The 17,716-nt window shown below is 62.6% G+C and carries 14 protein-coding genes; 8 read left to right on the forward strand and 6 right to left on the reverse strand.

All coding sequences use genetic code 11. From position 1 onward, the window contains the following. The first annotated feature begins 194 nt into the window (after positions 1 to 194). The 6 genes from GXP34_00965 (at position 195) to GXP34_00990 (ending at position 6,195) form a co-directional block, all read left to right on the forward strand. A complete protein-coding gene (locus tag GXP34_00965) occupies positions 195 to 1,028 on the forward strand; it encodes a sugar transferase (protein ID NOY54536.1) in 834 nt (277 codons plus the stop codon). Positions 1,029 to 1,214: 186 nt separating this feature from the next. Beyond that, positions 1,215 to 2,276 (forward strand): NAD(P)-dependent oxidoreductase, encoded by a 1,062-nt coding sequence (locus tag GXP34_00970; protein ID NOY54537.1) that lies wholly within the window; start codon positions 1,215 to 1,217, stop codon positions 2,274 to 2,276. Beyond that, positions 2,269 to 3,516, forward strand: a complete 1,248-nt coding sequence (locus tag GXP34_00975) for a class I SAM-dependent methyltransferase (GenBank protein ID NOY54538.1) — start codon at positions 2,269 to 2,271, stop codon at positions 3,514 to 3,516. Before GXP34_00970 ends, GXP34_00975 begins: the two co-directional genes overlap by 8 nt. 37 nt (positions 3,517 to 3,553) lie before the next feature. Beyond that, on the forward strand, positions 3,554 to 4,342 hold the full coding sequence (locus GXP34_00980; protein NOY54539.1) for a glucose-1-phosphate cytidylyltransferase: 789 nt from the start codon (positions 3,554 to 3,556) through the stop codon (positions 4,340 to 4,342). A 19-nt stretch (positions 4,343 to 4,361) separates the two neighbouring features. Next, complete coding sequence (locus GXP34_00985) at positions 4,362 to 5,021, forward strand: PIG-L family deacetylase (protein NOY54540.1); 660 nt, start codon at positions 4,362 to 4,364, stop codon at positions 5,019 to 5,021. After that, on the forward strand, positions 5,014 to 6,195 hold the full coding sequence (locus GXP34_00990; protein NOY54541.1) for a class I SAM-dependent methyltransferase: 1,182 nt from the start codon (positions 5,014 to 5,016) through the stop codon (positions 6,193 to 6,195). The genes GXP34_00985 and GXP34_00990 overlap by 8 nt, the downstream gene beginning before the upstream one ends. Positions 6,196 to 6,199: 4 nt before the next feature. Here GXP34_00990 and GXP34_00995 read toward each other — a convergent pair whose 3' ends face one another. From GXP34_00995 to GXP34_01005, 3 genes are all read right to left on the reverse strand, one after another. Beyond that, positions 6,200 to 7,384: a methyltransferase domain-containing protein gene (locus GXP34_00995; GenBank protein NOY54542.1), complete on the reverse strand. Its 1,185-nt coding sequence runs from the start codon at positions 7,382 to 7,384 to the stop codon at positions 6,200 to 6,202. 75 nt (positions 7,385 to 7,459) lie between these two features. Then, positions 7,460 to 9,502, reverse strand: a complete 2,043-nt coding sequence (locus GXP34_01000; protein NOY54543.1) for a DUF1349 domain-containing protein — start codon at positions 9,500 to 9,502, stop codon at positions 7,460 to 7,462. Continuing rightward, positions 9,489 to 10,610: a cell wall-binding repeat-containing protein gene (locus GXP34_01005; GenBank protein NOY54544.1), complete on the reverse strand. Its 1,122-nt coding sequence runs from the start codon at positions 10,608 to 10,610 to the stop codon at positions 9,489 to 9,491. Before GXP34_01005 ends, GXP34_01000 begins: the two co-directional genes overlap by 14 nt. A 403-nt stretch (positions 10,611 to 11,013) precedes the next feature. On the opposite strand from GXP34_01005, the gene GXP34_01010 reads away from it, so the two are divergent. Beyond that, positions 11,014 to 11,181 carry a hypothetical protein gene (locus tag GXP34_01010; GenBank protein ID NOY54545.1) on the forward strand — a complete coding sequence of 56 codons (168 nt, stop codon included), beginning with the start codon at positions 11,014 to 11,016 and terminating at the stop codon, positions 11,179 to 11,181. Positions 11,182 to 11,318: 137 nt separating this feature from the next. Here GXP34_01010 and GXP34_01015 read toward each other — a convergent pair whose 3' ends face one another. The 3 genes from GXP34_01015 to GXP34_01025 all read right to left on the reverse strand — a co-directional run bounded on the left by GXP34_01015 (position 11,319) and on the right by GXP34_01025 (position 16,083). After that, positions 11,319 to 12,839, reverse strand: coding sequence for a hypothetical protein (locus GXP34_01015; protein NOY54546.1), 1,521 nt, complete (start codon positions 12,837 to 12,839; stop codon positions 11,319 to 11,321). Between the two features lie 79 nt (positions 12,840 to 12,918). After that, entirely contained in the window at positions 12,919 to 14,451 is a 1,533-nt protein-coding gene (locus GXP34_01020) for a hypothetical protein (GenBank protein NOY54547.1), read from the reverse strand. 123 nt (positions 14,452 to 14,574) lie between these two features. Further along, the gene (locus tag GXP34_01025) at positions 14,575 to 16,083 is read right to left on the reverse strand and encodes a hypothetical protein (GenBank protein ID NOY54548.1); all 1,509 of its coding nucleotides are present in this window, start codon (positions 16,081 to 16,083) and stop codon (positions 14,575 to 14,577) included. 239 nt (positions 16,084 to 16,322) lie between these two features. Between GXP34_01025 and GXP34_01030 the strand changes: the two genes are divergently transcribed. Beyond that, positions 16,323 to 17,716 (forward strand): lipopolysaccharide biosynthesis protein (locus GXP34_01030; GenBank protein NOY54549.1); only part of this gene is annotated, 1,394 nt, incomplete at its 3' end.

A 17,716-nucleotide genomic window follows, 5' to 3' on the forward strand; every position in this document is an offset into this window, starting at 1 on the left:
AGTCCTCCCGCGCCGTGAAAAATGGGCTGGAAGACTCATTGCCGCCCCAGCCATCCTCGCGTAGTGTGTGCTTAACGACCACCAAGCGTGGCAAATGGGGCTGAACTTCATGCGCAAGCATGAGACTGACCGGAAGAGCCGGGTAGCAGTGTAAGGACAAACAGGGAGGCGGCCCTGCCGGGCCGAATGGGCACATGGTTGATCAAGCTCGAAAGCAGATTGTCGCCGATCGTCGCGGCTACTCCGTCCATCTTCAAACCGAGGAACGCTCGGCCGTCGAAACGGCACACGGGTCTTCCGATGGTGTGGTGATCGACCTCAGGGACAGGAGCGTCGTCGATCTCAGGGGCGAAGACGTCGTCGTTGAGATCACGAGGGCCAACCGTGTGTTTCTCAGAGGCGACGAGGGCATCCTCGCCGCACCTGTCTGGCAACTCGGGATGAAGCGTGTCGTGGACATCGTCCTGTCGATCTTCTTCCTCGTCATCCTTTCTCCGGTCCTGATCGCCGCAGCCATCGCGGTGAAGTTGACCTCGCCGGGGCCGCTGCTCTACGTGCAGGACCGCGTCGGGAAGAACGGGAAGACCTTTCGATTCGCCAAGTTCCGCTCCATGCGAGACGGAGCCCACACCGAACTCGACGATCTCAGACACCTCAACGAAGTGGACGGACCTGTGTTCAAGATCCGGGACGATCCCCGCATCACACCGGTCGGTCGATTCATGCGCAAGTACAGCATCGACGAGCTACCTCAACTCTTCCACGTCCTCACCGGCGGGATGAGCCTTGTCGGGCCGCGTCCGCCGATCCCGGCCGAAGTGGCCACATACGACGAGTGGCATCGTCAGCGTCTGCTGACGAAGCCGGGCATCACGTGCATATGGCAGGTGAGCGGCCGTTCCGACCTCGACTTCGAGACCTGGGTCGAATTGGATGTGGAGTACATTCGGACATGGAAACCGAGCCTCGACTTCTTGATCCTGCTGAAGACCTTGCCTGCAGTCATCTCCGCGAGAGGTGCCTACTAGGAGGGCCACCCGGAACGCTTCTCAAGACTCGCGTACGCGTTGCCGATTGACGAGTGAGAGCGGGACGGCGATGTCGTCCATCGTCTAGTGTGAAACACCACTCCGGGTGGCCGTCCGTCAGCCGGGCGGAGGAGGCCTGATGAACCAGGGAATCGTAGGAAACCGGTCGGCGGGTCGGGGATGTCCATGAAGATCCTCGTCACCGGACACAACGGCTACATCGGTGCAGTGCTCGTGCAGCTTCTCCAGGGTGCCGGCCATGAAGTGGTCGGGCTGGACACCTACTGGTTCTCGGACTGCCATCACGGCCCGGCACCGGCAGACCCGCCGGCGTTGCGCATGGACCTGCGAGATGTGACCGCGCAGGACCTCGAAGGTTTCGACGCCGTGATGCATCTGGCGGCCCTCTCGAACGACCCGTTGGGCGATCTCAGCCCGGAGTACACGTTCGACATCAACCTGCACGCCTCCGTGCAGCTCGCCGAGGCGGCAAAGGCCGCCGGAGTCCCCCGATTCATCTTCTCCTCCTCCTGTTCCCTCTATGGGGCTCCCGGCACCGACGAACTGGTGGACGAGACCGCGGCGTTCGGGCCGATCACGCCCTACGGCGTCTCCAAGATCAAGGTCGAGCAGCAAGTCGCAGCTCTGGCCGACGACGACTTCAGCCCCACCTACCTTCGCAACACGACCGCCTACGGCTGGTCACCACAGTTGCGGGGCGACATCGTGGTCAACAACCTCGTTGCCTATGCCTTCACGACAGGCGAGGTGCTCATCAAGAGCGACGGGTCTCCCTGGAGGCCACTCGTTCATGTCGAGGACATCGCCAGGGCGTTCCTCGCCGTCGCCGAAGCTCCGAGAGCAGTGATCCACAACCAGGCTTTCAATGTCGGAAGGACCGACGAGAACTACCAGATCTCCGCGGTGGCCGACCTCGTGGCGCAGGTCGTTCCGAACAGCCGCGTCGTGTACGCACCCGGCGGTGAACCCGACACCCGCAGCTACCGGGTCGATTTCTCCAAGATCGCCGACGCTCTACCCGACGCACGACCACGATGGACGGTCCTTCAAGGCATCGAGGAGCTCTACGAGGCGTACCAGAAGTATGGGCTCACCCTGGACGAGTTCGAGAACAGATACCTGCGGATCCGTCACCTCCGCCGCCTCCTCGCCGACGGACGCCTCACCCCCTCCCTACGATGGCGGTCCGCCGAACACACCGCACAGGTGGGAAGCCAAGATGCGTGAGCACACCGCGTCCACACCCCTCTGCCGCTTCTGCAACGCGCCGCTCGGTTTCACGTTCGTCGATCTGGGCATGTCGCCTTTCTGCGAGAGCTTCCTCGGCGAGGACCAGCTCAACCAGATGGAGCCGTTCTACCCGCTCCACGTCTACGTCTGCGATCGGTGCTTCCTGGTGCAGCTCGAGGAGTACGTCGCCCCCGAGGACATCTTCACCGAGTACGCCTACTTCTCTGCCTACTCGGACAGCTGGCTCGCCCACGCGAAGGCATACGTCGACATGATCACCGAACGACTCGCCTTGGATCACACATCGAGCGTCGTCGAGTTGGCGAGCAACGACGGGTACCTGCTTCAGTATTTCGTCCAAAAGGGTATCCCCGCCCTCGGGATCGAACCTGCCGCCAACGTTGTGAAGGCGGCGGAGGAGCGAGGAGTCGATACGCTGGTCGAGTTCTTTGGCGCGGCGTTGGCCCGGCGTCTGGTGACGGAGGGCAGAATGGCCGACCTGATCATCGGCAACAATGTGCTCGCCCAGGTCCCGGACCTCAATTCGTTCGTGGAGGGCATCAAGACGCTCCTGGCCCCCGGCGGAGTCGTCACCATCGAGTTCCCCCACCTGCTCCGTCTCATGGACGAGAATCAGTTCGACACGATCTATCACGAGCACTTCTCCTACTTCTCGCTCTCGACCGCCGAACGGATCTTCGCAGCGCACCGGCTGACACTCTTCGATGTCGAGGAGTTGCCCACGCACGGCGGATCCCTGCGGATCTACGCCAGGCACGTCGAGGACCTCTCCAAACCGGTCACTCCCGGTGTCGTCGCACTTCGTCAACGTGAAGCCGCCGCGGGACTCAACGGCCTGGATGCATACCGCCTCTTCCGTGAACGGGTGGAGGCAACCAAGCGAGACCTCCTCGAATTCCTCATCGAGCGACGAAGAGCAGGCGAGTCGGTGGTCGGATACGGTGCGCCCGGCAAGGGCAATACGCTGTTGAACTACTGCGGCATACGAACGGATTTCCTCGACTACACGGTCGACCGGAACCCCTACAAGCACGGGATGTACCTTCCGGGAACCCACATCCCGATCTACCCTCCCGACAGGATCGAGGAGACAAGACCGGACTACATCCTCATCCTGCCATGGAATCTGAAGAACGAGATCGCCAAACAACTCGCCTACACGGCGGATTGGGGTGCGAAACTGGTCGTGCCCATCCCCCGGGTGCAGACGCTATGAGGACGCAACGTGTGACGGCAGGACACGGAGGAACCCCATGAAAGTCGTACTGTTCTGCGGCGGACAAGGAACCCGCCTTCGCGACTACTCGGAGACGATCCCAAAGCCGATGGTCCCCGTCGGCTACCGACCGATTCTGTGGCACGTCATGAAGTACTACGCCCACTTCGGGCACCGGGACTTCATCCTGGCGTTGGGCTATCGGGCCGACGCCATCAAGGACTTCTTCCTGCACTACGAAGAAGCGGTCTCGAACGACTTCGTCCTTTCCGACGGGGGCAAGCGAATCGAGCTGGCGAACAGCGACATCGCCGACTGGACGATCACCTTCGTCGATACCGGCGCTGCCTCGAGCATCGGAGAACGGCTGCGCAGGGTCCGCCGGCACCTCGAAGGTGAGGAGGTGTTCATGGCCAACTACGCCGACGGGGTCACGGACCTGCACCTTCCCAGCTACATCGACGAATTCATGCGTCGCGATGTCGTCGCGAGCGTTGTCGCCATCCGCCCACCCGGCAGCTACCACGCGATGCAGATCGACGAGGATGGGTGGGTACGTGGGAGCATGCCCATCGCCGCTACCGACACCTGGATCAACGGCGGGTATTTCATCTTCAAGAAGGCGATCTTCGACTACATGCAGAAAGGTGAAGAACTGGCCGTTGAACCGTTCGCACGCCTCATCAAGGATCACCAACTCGTAGCTCATCGACACACCGGCTTCTGGGCACCGATGGACACGTTCAAGGACAAGCAGCTGCTCGACGATCTCTACCGTAGCGGCAACGCCCCCTGGCAAGTGTGGAACGGCGCCAACGGGGCCTGACGAAGGAAACGGACCGCCGATGCAGACACTCTCGCTCGACACGGAAACTCCGACCATTCTGTGTCTGGGGGCACACAGCGACGACATCGAGATCGGATGTGGAGCCACCGTTCTCCGCCTGCTCGACGCGCTGCCCGGAGCCTCGGTGCAGTGGGTCGTGTTCAGCGCGCATGGCGAGCGGGCGGCAGAGGCCCGACGCGGCGCCGACCTGTTCGCCGGAGATCGCCTCGCCGAATTCGGTGCACACGACTTCCGTGACGGTTTCTTTCCCGGGGCCTTCGGCGAGCTCAAGGAGCGCTTCCGGGAACTGGCCCGGACCGTCGAGCCGGATCTCGTCCTCACCCACTGGCGCAGGGATGCTCACCAGGATCATCGGCTGGTGGCGGAGCTGACCTGGCAGACGTTTCGCGACCATTTCGTTCTCGAATACGAGATCCCCAAGTACGACGGCGATCTCGGATCACCGAACGTGTACCTGCCGGTCGCCCGGGAGCAGGCCGACCGCAAGATCGCGTATCTGATGGAGGCGTTTCGCTCCCAGCACGGCAAGTACTGGTTCAACGACGAGGCGCTCCGCTCCCTGATGACGATCCGAGGTGTCGAGTGCAAGTCCTCCAGCGGCTTCGCGGAGGCCTTCTATGGCTACAAGGTCGTGCTGAACGCAGGCGAGCGTGACTGAACCTCGCGCCTCGACATGCTGGAGCTGTGGAGCTGCGGACCTCGTTCCCTTCTTCGAATCCCGATCGGTTCCGACGAGTTCCTGCGTGCTGCTGCCGAGCAGACAGGAAGCCGAGGCATGGCCCGTCGGGAACCTTCGACTCGCCTTCTGCCCGGCCTGCGGTTTCATCCAGAACGAGCTGTTCGATCCGGATTTGATCGACTACACCCAGCCCTACGAGGAGAGCCAGGCATTCTCGGCGACGTTCGCCCGATTTGCGACGGCGTTGGCGAACCGGCTGATCGACTCCTACGACATACGTCACAAGGACGTCTTCGAAATCGGATGCGGCAAGGGCGACTTCCTGAAGCTGGTCTGCGAACTCGGCGCCAACCGCGGCCTGGGCATCGATCCCGCGTTCACCGAGGGGCGGCTGGAGACCACCGCGGACGTGAGGGTGTTGAATGAGTTCTTCTCTGAGCGCACCACCCACCTCACGGGCGATCTCATCACTTGTGTCCACACCCTCGAGCACATCCAGGCGGTGGGCGACTTCATGAAGCTGATCAGGCAATCGGCCGATCACCGCGCCGGATCGGTCGTGTTCGTCGAGGTGCCCGACACCATGCGTATCCTGTCGGAAGGCGCGTTTTGGGACATCTACTACGAGCACTGCTCCTATTTCACGCTCGGTTCGCTCGGCCGCCTGCTGCGTGCGTCCGGTTTCCATCTCCTCTCCCTGGAGACCGCATACGACGACCAGTACCTGCTCGTCGAGGCAACGGCTTCGAGCAACGGACCGGATGCCCACTTCCCGGGGGAAGACGATCTCGATCAGGTCGCGAAGCGAGTTGGCACCTTTTCCGACGCCGCCTATGCGGCGATTCGAAGTTGGGAACGCCGTCTGGAGGATGCAGAGGCGGCAGGGAAACGTGTGGTGGTATGGGCTGCCAGCTCGAAGGGCGTCAGTTTCCTCACCACGTTGGAGGGCGGACGAACGGTGAGCCACGTCGTGGACATCAACCCCTACAAGCAGGGCAAATTCATGCCGGGCACGGGGCAGGAGATCGTTGCGCCCGAGTTCCTCAGGACCTCTCCGCCGGATCTGGTGATCGTGATGAACCCCATCTATCTCGAGGAGATCCGCGCAGACCTCACCCGGCTCGGGCTGGCTCCGGAGGTCGTGGCGGTCTGAGGAGTCAGGCGATGAGGATCTCGGCGTCGATGCCCATCTTCTCCAGACTGCCGGCGATCTCGCCCTTGTAGATCTCATTGGCGATCACGACCACGTCGGGAGGCTGTGCGACCAGAACATCGGGAGAGTGGATCGGCTGGCCCGTTCCCGCCATGTGCCTGCCCCATTTACGCGGGTTGATGTCGACGACAAGGGGGATCTCTTCCCCGATCTGCAACACGTTCAAGAATGTGTCCCCTCGTGCACCCGCCCCCCACAACACGGCCCGACGACGCTTCGCCGTGATATCGAGAAGCATCGTGCGCCAGCGATCGATCCTTTCCTCGTAGGCCGTTGCGAACCGGCGAACGTCGGACTCGAGCAGATGGCCGACAGGAGGCCGCTCACCCGTGTCTCCGACGGATGGAGAAGCCTCGATGACCAGATACAGGTCCTCGTAGACCGGACGGATGTCGCGCACGGTGAAGCCGGCCGTCCCGAGGAGTCGCTCCAGGGCCTGGGGCGTGTAGTAGACGGGATGTTCGTAGATGACGTCCCACACGTCGGCGCGCTGCAGCATGTCGAGCGCGTTGGGTACCTCGAACACAACGACGGAATCGCTCCGGTCACCGAGAATGTCTCGAATATGAGCCAGAAACGACCGGGGATCGTCCACGTGCTCGAGGAGCTGACGTGCGATCACCAGATCGGGACTCACCTGCAGGTCGGCCTCGAGGTAGTAGCCCTTGACGAACGTGAGCCGATCATCGATCGGTCTCGCGGGATCTTCCTCATAGCTCGGATCCACACCGATGCCCCGGTTGTTCCCGAGTTCCACCATCATCCGGAGGAAGTCGCCCTTTCCGCAACCGATCTCGAGTATGACCTTGTTGTGAAGGTCGTAACGCTCGATCAGCTCCGTTCCCAGCTCCCTGGCATAGCTTTGGAACAGGGACGAGAAGTGGAGCGAATTCTCGTAGTTCTCGTCGTAGTCGAGGAGCGACGGATCGAACGCAACGTTTACGAGCAGACCGCACGTGCCACACAATGCCAGCGACATCGTCCCCCGTGGGCAGTCGAGCGCCGCGTCGCGCTCTGGCCACAACGTGCAACTCTGCGTCGGCAGTCTCGTCGGCTCGGTGAACACGTCGAGATCGGGCGAGCCACACGCGGGACACGCCCGGATAACGACCTCTCGGGTCTCACCCACGACACATCCCGCGTGTCGTGTGACACGCCTGGATCAGGATCTCGACGACCATGATCCTCCCTGAACGGATCCCGCTCATGGCAACGGAGTCACAGTGACGTTTCCGATCGCAACGTCGACATGGTGCACGAGCAGAAGGAATGAACCGGAGACCGGATCACCCGCCTCTCCCTGCTGGTCGGTGAGTTGCCAACTGGTCGGCTCTGTGGTCCCGTCTTCCCAGATCTTCAGACTGTACAGGGGGCCGTCCACGGTCGTCTCGACACGCATCTTGAACCAGTAGGTCGAGCCGATGTTGATCGACTGGGCCAGCTCGGAGCGGACGTCCGGATTGAAGCCGACGAGCCGGAGCCCCTCGAACGTGTCCGTCCACCGCAGCTCACCGAGTGATCCGGAAGGCCACCAGCCCCAGACAGGTTGCGCAGAGGGGTCACAGGCCGGCTCGGTGAACGCCGAACAGTCCTCGTGCCCGTCCCAACCCATCAGGATGCCGAGCGCCGGGCCGTAGCTGGGAGCGTCGTACCCGTTCACCGTATCGAGGCCCCGAATCTTCATGGGTACCAACACTTCATACTGATCCCATGTGACATCGCCGATGTCGATGAGACGGTCGTACCCGACATCCACGGTCAGCAGATTATTGGAGTCGACCTCCCACTGTCCGTCGACCACCTGGGCGACGTCCTGAATGTCGGTGACGGTGCTCCAGTCGATCGAGTAGGGCGACGGCCAGACGTTGCCGGTACTCCAGTTGACCGTCACCGTCTTGGTGGTCGGGTTGCCCAGACCGTCGACCGCGACGATGACGACGGTGTTGGCACCGCTGACGAGATCCGGATCCGCGGTCGATATCTGCACGTCGAAGTCGCCGGGCATGAGCAGACGGCGACTGTCCGGGCCCATCGAGAGGCTGTGACTCGCTCCACCGTTCAGCGAATAGCTCAGCGATGCGATTCCGTCCGGGTCGTCGACGTTGCCGAGAACATCGATCCATTTCTGTGCGTTGCCGATGTTTCCGAATTTCTGGACATCGCCGTACCAGATATCGAAGATCGTCCCACCGCCGTCCTCGGGCGTGATCGGCGATGCGCCGTTGAAGAAGTAGTCCACGATCACCCGAGTGGCAGGCGCGGGACGATCGGTCGGGCTCGGGTTCGCGGCGTACACGCCCACTTGGGTCACCGTCATCAACTGATCGAAGGTCAACTGCTCCGTCCATGTGGAGCCGTCGCTCGATGTCGAGTACGTCCACGTGTTGCCCGACCGCGTGACTTTCAACCAGATCGGCTGGTGTCCGAGCGGGGCCACACTGCTGTACGGGAAGTTGTCGGGTCCACCGTCGATGAAGGCCGCGAAGGCGGTCGCATCTCTGCCGTAGGCGAAAACGTCGAACCGCAGGAACGTGTCCGCATCCTGCTGGACGATGATCCCTTGATCTTGCTCGGGTTCGGTCATCTGCGACTGGAATTTCGCGATGATCTCGAAATTCGTGTCGGCGGCAGGTTGCATGAGTCTCGGTGCGTTGAACGTGATGGGCGGCACGGCGGTCGAATCGATCCATGCGTCGTGCGCAGCGGCCGCGGGAACCTCGATCACGAGCTGGTTCCCCGATCGGGAGATACCGAACGTCGAGTCTGCATCCGGGTCGACCTGCGTCCACACCGTGCCGTTGATCGACGCCCCGAAGAAGTCGTCCGACACGAACGCGGAGGGTGACAGCATCCCGATCGTCACGGTCGCCGTGTCACACGCCGCCTCGGTGTCACACACCTGATAGGTGAACGAGTCCTCACCGACGTATCCGGCGTCGGGCGTGTAATCGAAGGTCCCGTCAACGTTGTTCACCAACGCTCCGTACACCGGTGCCGTCTGCGCGGTCGTCGATGTCGGATCCAGATTCCCATCGATGTCGTTGGCAACCACGTCGATCGTGACCAACGTCCCCTCGGGCGTCGTCACCGAATCATCCACCGCCACCGGCGCCACGTTCGTGACCGTCACGGTCACCGTCGCCGTATCGCACATGGCGGTGGCGTCACACACCTGATAGGTAAAGGAGTCCCCACCTACGTACCCTGCATCGGGCGTGTAATCGAAGGTCCCATCAACGTTGTTCACCAACACACCGTGCAGCGGTGCCGTCTGCACGGTCGTCGATGTCGGATCCAGATTCCCATCGATGTCGTTGGCAACCAAACGTCCCCTCGGACGTCGTCGCCGCATCATCCACCGCCACCGGCGCCAGATACGTTGCGAGTTCGATCCGGACGGCGTCGGAGACCGCACCGGTGCCGCCGAGGACAACGATTCTGCTGGTCGCGAGTCGGAGAAGTTCTTGGCCGGTCGCGTACGGGACAGCGTCTTGTTCGACCAGGAGCACAGGTCCGCCTTGCCGGGCGGCCGCAGGCCCTCCTGCGATGGCATCCGGGTAGTTCAGCCCGGTGGCGACATAGACCACGGGGACTCCCGGCGCGAAATAGTCCGAGGAGATCGCTGCGGCGGTCGCATACCGATTCGAGCCGGAAAGTCGTCTGACCGACCCGCTGGTATATGCGTTGAGGGCCGTTTCGATGTCTTGGGAGACCGCGAGGGTCCCACCGAGCACCACGATCTCACCGGGTGCGAGCCGTACGAGCTCGTTGGCCGTGGCGGCAGGGATCGAGCTGCCCACCAGAAGAATCGGCCCACCTCTGAGTGCTCCCACGGGACCACCGGCGAGCGCATCGGGAAAGTTCACACCGGTGGCGATGTAGGCCACGGGGACTCCGGGAGCGAACGTCGCCGCAGACACGGCTGCAGCGGATGCGTACCGGTCCGCGCCCGACAGGCGTGTCACCGTGCCGGTGGTGTACGCGGCAAGGGCCGCTTCGACAGATGGCGAGATCACCGCCGTCCCACCGAGTACGACGATCCGACCGGGCTGCAATCGCACGAGCTCATCCGCGGTCGATTGTGGAATGGTGTCGGTGCTCACAAGCAGGATCGGACTCTGGCCGCCCGTCGCAGCGGCTCCGGCAATGGCGTCCGGGAAGTTGAGCCCGGTGGCCACATAGGCGACCGGAACGCCCGGATCGAACACGGCTGCAGATATCGCCGCCGCGGTGTCGAATCGGCTCGTGCCCCATATTCGCTCAACCACCCCAAGGGACTGTGGTGTCGCGTTCTCGGCGGCAGCGGCCTGTGGCAGTGGAACGACGGCCGCTCCGACGGTGATCCACAATGTCACTGCAATGATCATCGACCTTGCCTGTAGCAAGCGCCGAAGAACACCGATCCGACTCCTGGACGTCATGGCATGCCTCCCCTTGTGCACCGTCTGTTGGTCCGGCGACCACTGTACGTGGTCATGCCGCCAATATCAAGAAGCCACGGCCACGAGATTCGGTGCTCCGCCACCCGGTTGCCGCTCTCGACACCCGCGTACTCCTCGATCGCGTGCGCCGGGACATCAGCCACCTTAACCGTGTGTTGGGCGTGGCGGGGCAAGAATCGTCGACGGACAGGGCAAGGCCGTATGCGCCGACGTCGCTCTGAGAGAGGCTCCTCGTGAGCACACCAACCGCCGGCACCATCGACGCCTGCGTGAACGAGACCCATGTCGTCCATGTGCCGGCATCCTTTGACGTCCGATGCACTCACGCGTCCCCGCTGCGAGCCTCCCGCAACGAGGCCGGCGCCGTCAACGAGACCTTCCCGTTCACCTGCGCCACCACAAACCCCTCGTCGACGAGGCCGGGCACGCGTGCACCGACTACCCGACGGCCGGCACCACGGACGATGCGATCGCCGGGACGTAGGTGCATCCCGCGGGACCAACGTGTGCACGGGGAAACACGTTCTTTTCCAGTCGGACGAACTCCGCCTCCGCATGCCGCCCGGGATTCACGCCGGTTCGACCCCGACGTCGGTACATCGAGATCGACGAGGCTCCTCCTCAGCGCTTCAACACGCGCTTGGCGAGCCTTCGGGCACTTCGGTACCAACCGTACAGACCCGACGTCGCATCGTTGAAGGGAATCGCGAGCAGCTCGGGCCATTGGGACGTGATGACATCGTTGATGACTCCATAGTCACGGCGGTAGGAGACAGGAAGGCTCATCAGTGCTTCGATGAGTCGCCGATCGGCGAACGGGTAGAAGAAGAACTTCGCCGCATCGGGGTACCCGTACGTGAGAAAACCGCCCCAACCTCCCGCGCGCAGCTCGAGAGCACGGACATCGAAGGTGGTGTACGGATTCTCGACCGGGAGGTCGTCGAACCACCGTTCGCCACGCTCGACAGTCTCGGGCCACGCCGGGTAATCACGCATCTCGAGCACCTTCGAGAGGGTGAGAGGCTCAGATTCGTCATCGAGATCCAAGAACACCGGCATGCGCGTGATCTCTGCTCCGGTCCCCGCGATGTACGGCGCGGTCGCGTCCATCTCGGACATCGTGTTCACGGCCGGTTGACAACGCGAATCGGCGGCGGCCATACCTCCGGTACGATAGAGAAGCCTTTCCACATCCCGGTCGGTGGCCGGCCGCCTGTGAATCACCCGATGACGAAGTTTCATCGTCCTGGCGAGGTGGCGGGCAACGGCCACATCGATACGCCCGTCGTGATCGGCAATCTCATGGGTCACGAATTCGATCTCGGATATGAGTCCGCGGGCACAGGCGAGCATGAGGCGCGTGTCCATCCCCGCGGTGAGCGACATGTGAGTTCGTCCGGTCTCCACAACGGCTCTGATGTTTCGATGAATCCTGTCGACGACGAACTCGATGACTCCTCCGACGTCGCTCGTGAACGTGATCGGTCCCCGTGGCCAGTGGCGAACCGCGTGCCAGGTCGAGAGGTCCAGGAAGTGATTGGGCAGCAGCCAGTCCACGTCGGTGCGTACCGTCAGACCGAAGTGGAGATGTGGATCGTAGGCGAACTTGCCCCTGCCCCTCACGAACGCGAGCCGGTCGTCGCCGGCTTCGGTCTGAGGAATCAGGAACACCGACGATGCCGCAATACCCTGATCTGCGCTGAACACGACACCCATGGAGCCGGCGCCGTCGAGATACAGTCGAGGCGCATCGAGTCCAACGACGATTGCCACGAACCGACCCGCAAACTCGTCCAGCAGGCCCTCGACCAGATCCGAACCGACCGTCCGAGACCGTGAGCCCACGTCGAGATCGGCGGTGAGGAACGTGCCCGTTTCCGCGATCGGCTGACCGAGGATCCATCCGACGGGCTCCCCGCCGTTGGTGATGTGCAGCGCGGGCAACGCGCGATCGTGGACCAGATGCCATGCTCCGATCGTTTCGTGGCGCCATCCGGCGGGCGTGTCGCCGACCACTTTCGAGAGGCGAAACTGACCGACGAGCTCGGATTCATCGAATCGTTCGATGAGTTCGTGGGGCCACATCGCCTCGCCATCGGCGATGTCCGGTCGCCGTCGAAAAGACCAGATATGCTCTGCCATGCTCCCGACCCATCCGACTTCGGCGCAAGCTTACACCGGCAACCTCTACGTGTGGCCATGGTGCCTCTCTCGGCGGTGTCTATTCTTGGGAAGGAGCCCCCGATGACCCTCTCAATGCAGTAACGAGATCCTTGGCGCGGCGTCGGAGGCGCCGGTACATACCATGCACTCCATAGATCGCCTGGTTGTACGGGAATTCGGCAAGTTCCGGCCATGCACCGGCAACGACATCGTCGGTGAGCCTCTGCTCACGCTTGTACTCGCCCGGCAGGCGTAGAAACGCGTCGATGATCCGGCGATCGTTGAACGGATGGAAGTGAAAGAGCCCGGCATCGGGAAAGCCGAAGGCAAACCACGAGTCGTACCCGCCGGTCTCTTGTTCGACCTGCAGGAGATCCAGGATGGTGAGCGTATTCTCGACGGGAAGCCGATCGAACCATTGCCGCCCCTTGTCCACGATCTCCGGAAGCGAAGGTATCCCACGACGAACGAGGTATTCCTCGAGGCCGAAGGCGGTGGTCTCCCGATCGTCGGCCTGCCAGCGGTATGCCCTGCCGACCTCGCCGCAAAGTCCCATGACATAGGGACGCCCGGGATCCAACTGCGACATGGTGCGTACGGCGCGTTGCGCCCTGGGATCCCAAACCATGCACCCCGTTCGATACGCGTATCGCTTCATGGCATGCGCGGAAGCCTTGCGTGCCGGGATGATGCGATGGTCGAGTTTCAGCTTGCGCGCCATACGCGGTGCCACGTTGCGATCGATCTTGCCGACCCCATCGGGGAGATCCAACGTCACGAAGGAGATGTCCGACACGTACCGTCGGGCACACGCGAGCAGCATTCGAGAGTCCCGGCCGGCGGTCAGTGACATCTGAATCGCACCGTTGTCGACAACCGCACCGATGTTCTTCTCCAGCGCACGAATGATCTCTGCGACCAGTGGCCCCGGATCGTGCGAAGGCTCGAACTCGCCTCTTGGCCAGTGCCGCTCCGTGTGCCACTCGGAGAGATCGAGGTGGTGATTCGGCATCAGCCAGTCGATGCCGTGACGGGGCGTCAAACCGAATGGCAGGCTCAGGTGGCTTCCTGGGAAGGACAGCGCCTCGATCAGACCAAACCGGTCGCCGGTCTCAGAAGTGTAAGGAATGAGGAATGGCGAAGAGGCCGCTATCCCTTGCGAAGGACAGAACAGGATTCCCAGTGACCCCATCGGATCCAGATACGCTCGCGGTGCCGCCGAACCCAGGAAGAACGCAACGTAGCGGCCAGCGAAGGAGTAGAGGATGTCCTCGAGTACGTCATAGCCGTCCGAGATCCCGTGTGCCGGAAGTTGGATGTCCCGTCGAACGAGCGTGCCTTCGGAGTCCACGGGGTAACCCAACAGCCATCCGATCGGCCTGTCCCCCACGGTGATCCGCAGCGACGGAAGTGTCTGCTCGTGGACGAGCTGCCATTCTCCGATTCGGTGGTCGAGCCAACCCCGAGGAACCGCCATCCGTGAACCGGAGAGGCGGTAATGGCCGATCAGGTCCGTCGCCTCGAACTGTTCGACCAGTTCGGACGGCAGCGTACCGATGACACTGTTGGCTCGTCTCGCCGATTTACGCATCGCCTCTTCCCTGGCGGTGATTTGCTCGGGCCCGACTCGTCATAGACATCTCGTGTCGAGACAGAGCTGGTGTCACGACACCGAAACCGGCCGCAGACCGAGTTGTCCGCAGGTGAGGACAATCTAGCCGTTCTGGCGTTTTAGTGTCCGTCGTGCGGCCCGGCGCAGACCCCGATACGCACCGTACAAGCCGAACGTGGCCTCGTTGTAGGGAAACCGTGCAAGCTCCGGCCATGTCGAGGCGATGACGTCATTGGCGAGGCGTCGCTCGCGACGATACTCCGGTGGCAGCCGCAACATCGCTTCGAAGATCCGCCGATCGCTATAAGGAAAGAAGTGATACTTGGCCGAGTCGGGGAACCCGTACATCAAGAAGCCGTTCCACCCGCCCATGCCTCGCTCGATCTGGAAGAGATCCAGCTTCGCCAGTGTGCTACTCACCGGAACGGTCTTCATCCACCGGCGGGCACGATCCAAGATCTCGGGACATCGCGGCGTGTTCTTTCGACGAAGAAGATCCTCGGCACCAAGTGGAGTCGCCTCGTCGTCGCCCGGCAGCCAGTACGTCCCACGTCCCAGCTCGCCGCCGGTGCCCAGGACGTATGGGAGATCCGGATCGAGCTGGGCCATCGCCCGAATCAGCCTCTGCCCCCTGGGCTCATCGACGATGCAACCCGTCCGATACACCCATCTCGTCAGATCGGGCTCCGACGGCCTGCTGCCCCGAATGAGACGGTGCTGCAAGCCCAGTTTGCGGGCGATCCGAGGAGCCACGTTCCGATCGGGCCTGCCGGCATCGTCGTTGATGGTGAACGTCACCAGCGTGATGGCGTCGACGAAGTCTCGTGAGCAGGCCAGTATCATTCGTGAATCCCTGCCGGCAGTGAGTGACATCTGCACCGCACCGTCTCGTACCAGCGCACCCACGTTCTTTCGGAGCGCGGCGGCGATCACCTGCACCATCTCCGCCGGGTCCTTCGCATAGGTGATGTCCTCGGTCGGCCAGTGCCGAACGACCTGCCACCGCTCCAGGTCGAGGTAGTGATTGGGCATCACGTAGTCGACGGACTCACGCGGGGTCAGCCCGAACGGGTACACCCTCTGAGAACCGGGAATCCCGAGCGCCTCGACGAGTCCGACCCGGTCCCCGCACCCCGGGATGGAGGGAATCAGGAATGGTGACGAGGCGACGATGCGATGGGCCGCACAGAACAGCGATCCCAGCGATCCCATCGCATCTGGATACAGTCGCGCATCCCCCTGGAAGAGGAACATCGCCAGGTACCTGCCGCTATACGCACACAGGAGCTGCTCGATCTCGCCATAGTCGACCGGGTCGGTCTTCACCGTCCACTCGACATCTGTCTGCACCAGCTCGCCCTCGGGCGAGACCGCATACCCCACGAGCCATCCGGCCTCTGCCCCCCGACACCTGATGGACACCACCGGCAGCTCAGGATCATGGACCAGATGCCATCCGCCGGAAGAACGTTCAGACCACCCGTCTGGGGTGTCGAGCCGGGATGCGGACAGCCGGAACTGCCCCGCCAGATCCGATTCGTCGAAGAGGCCTTCGTATCGTGATGGCAGGTACGCCGACTCTTTGGTTGGAAGAACGTCGCTGCGGTCCACACGGGAACGCTAGCGCGCCGTCGGCGCGCGCCTGTCATTCCAGCGGTCCGGGGAAGTGTCTCTGTGCCACACACAGGAGTCGGGCCGACCGTCCCGAACACGAGCCGGTGTGTGACGACTCGCTATGATTCCCACGCAGAGTGGGTGAGTGGGTGACTTGCTTCTCGATCATGTTCTGCACCCACCCGATGACCGGTCTGCCAACCCGACGAGGTAACCATGCCTGATCGATACCACCGATGATGCAACGGATCAGAGCCGCGTGGTACTGGCTGATGCACCCGGAGGGGACCCTGACCAATCGGGCGGTCAACGCCGGAGTGTGGGCCTTCGCATTGACCATGACCACACGCGGGCTGCGAACCGTGCGCGTCATCGTGCTCGCCAGGCTGCTGTCACCGGACGATTTCGGTCTGATGGGAATCGCGCTGCTGACGCTCGCATTCCTCAACGCTTTCACGACCACAGGGTTCAACCAGGCCCTCATCCAGCGTGAAGGGGACATCAGAGGCCACCTCGATGCCGCCTGGACCGTTTCCATTCTGCGCGGGCTCCTGATCGGTGGCCTCATCATCGCCGGCGCTCCGATCGTGGCAGGCTTCTTCCACACCGCGTCGGCGGTCGGCATCCTGCGTGTCATGGGGGCCAGCATGATGATCTCGGGTTTGAAGAACGTCGGTGTCGTGTTCTTCGACAAGGACCTCCAATTCCGGCAGCGGTTCACCTTCCGGTCCATCCCACAAGTCATCGACCTCATCGTCGCCGTCACCGCCGCAATCATCCTCCGCAACGTGTGGGCACTGGTCTTCGGTGTCCTCGCACGCGAGATCTCGACGACGGTCGCCTCCTATATCGCGCATCCGTACCGACCTCACCTCAACTTCGACCGCCAAAAGATGCGCGAACTGCTGAGCTTCGGTATCTGGATCTTCGGCTCTGCGATCCTTTCGTACTTCAGCGCCAACCTCGACGACATCGCCGTCGGACGAGTGCTCGATGCGACCATGCTCGGCTTCTACACCACCGCGTACACCCTGTCTTCGATCACGAGCCAACAGATGACGGGAGTCATCACCGAGGTCGCATTCCCGGCGTTCTCGAAACTTCAAAGTGACAAGGACCGGCTTCGTAGCGCGTACCTTCGGACCTTGCGCGCCGTCGCGCTGGTCGCGTTTCCGGTTGCCGCAGGCCTGTGGTTCGTGGGCCCACAGTTGGTCGGCACGTTCATGGGCACCAAATGGCTGCCGTTGATCCCCGCCTTCAACGTCTTGCTGCTGTGGGGCCTGCTTCGATCGATCGGGTCGACAACCAGCCCGCTTCTCTTCGCCGCGGGAAGGCCGGACATCAACACCAAGCTCCACCTCGTGACTGTGGTCTTGTTGGCGGTGGTGATCTATCCGTTCACGACCGCCGGAGGTATCGTCGGAGCGGCCTGGGCAACGATCGTTGCCGGTCTCTTCCCCGTCGGGTACCTGCTGCTCCTCACCGGACGGTTCCTCAAAGCTCCCCGGTGGACCATCTTTCGAACCATCACGATACCGGCGGCAGCTTCACTCGTCATGACCGGTGTGCTGGTCCTCGCCCGAGATCCTCTCGGATTCACCTCCGGTCCGTGGCTGCTCGGATGGGGACC

This window comes from Actinomycetota bacterium (genome assembly GCA_013152275.1).
Taxonomy (GTDB): Bacteria; Actinomycetota; Acidimicrobiia; order Spongiisociales; family UBA4744; genus BMS3Bbin01.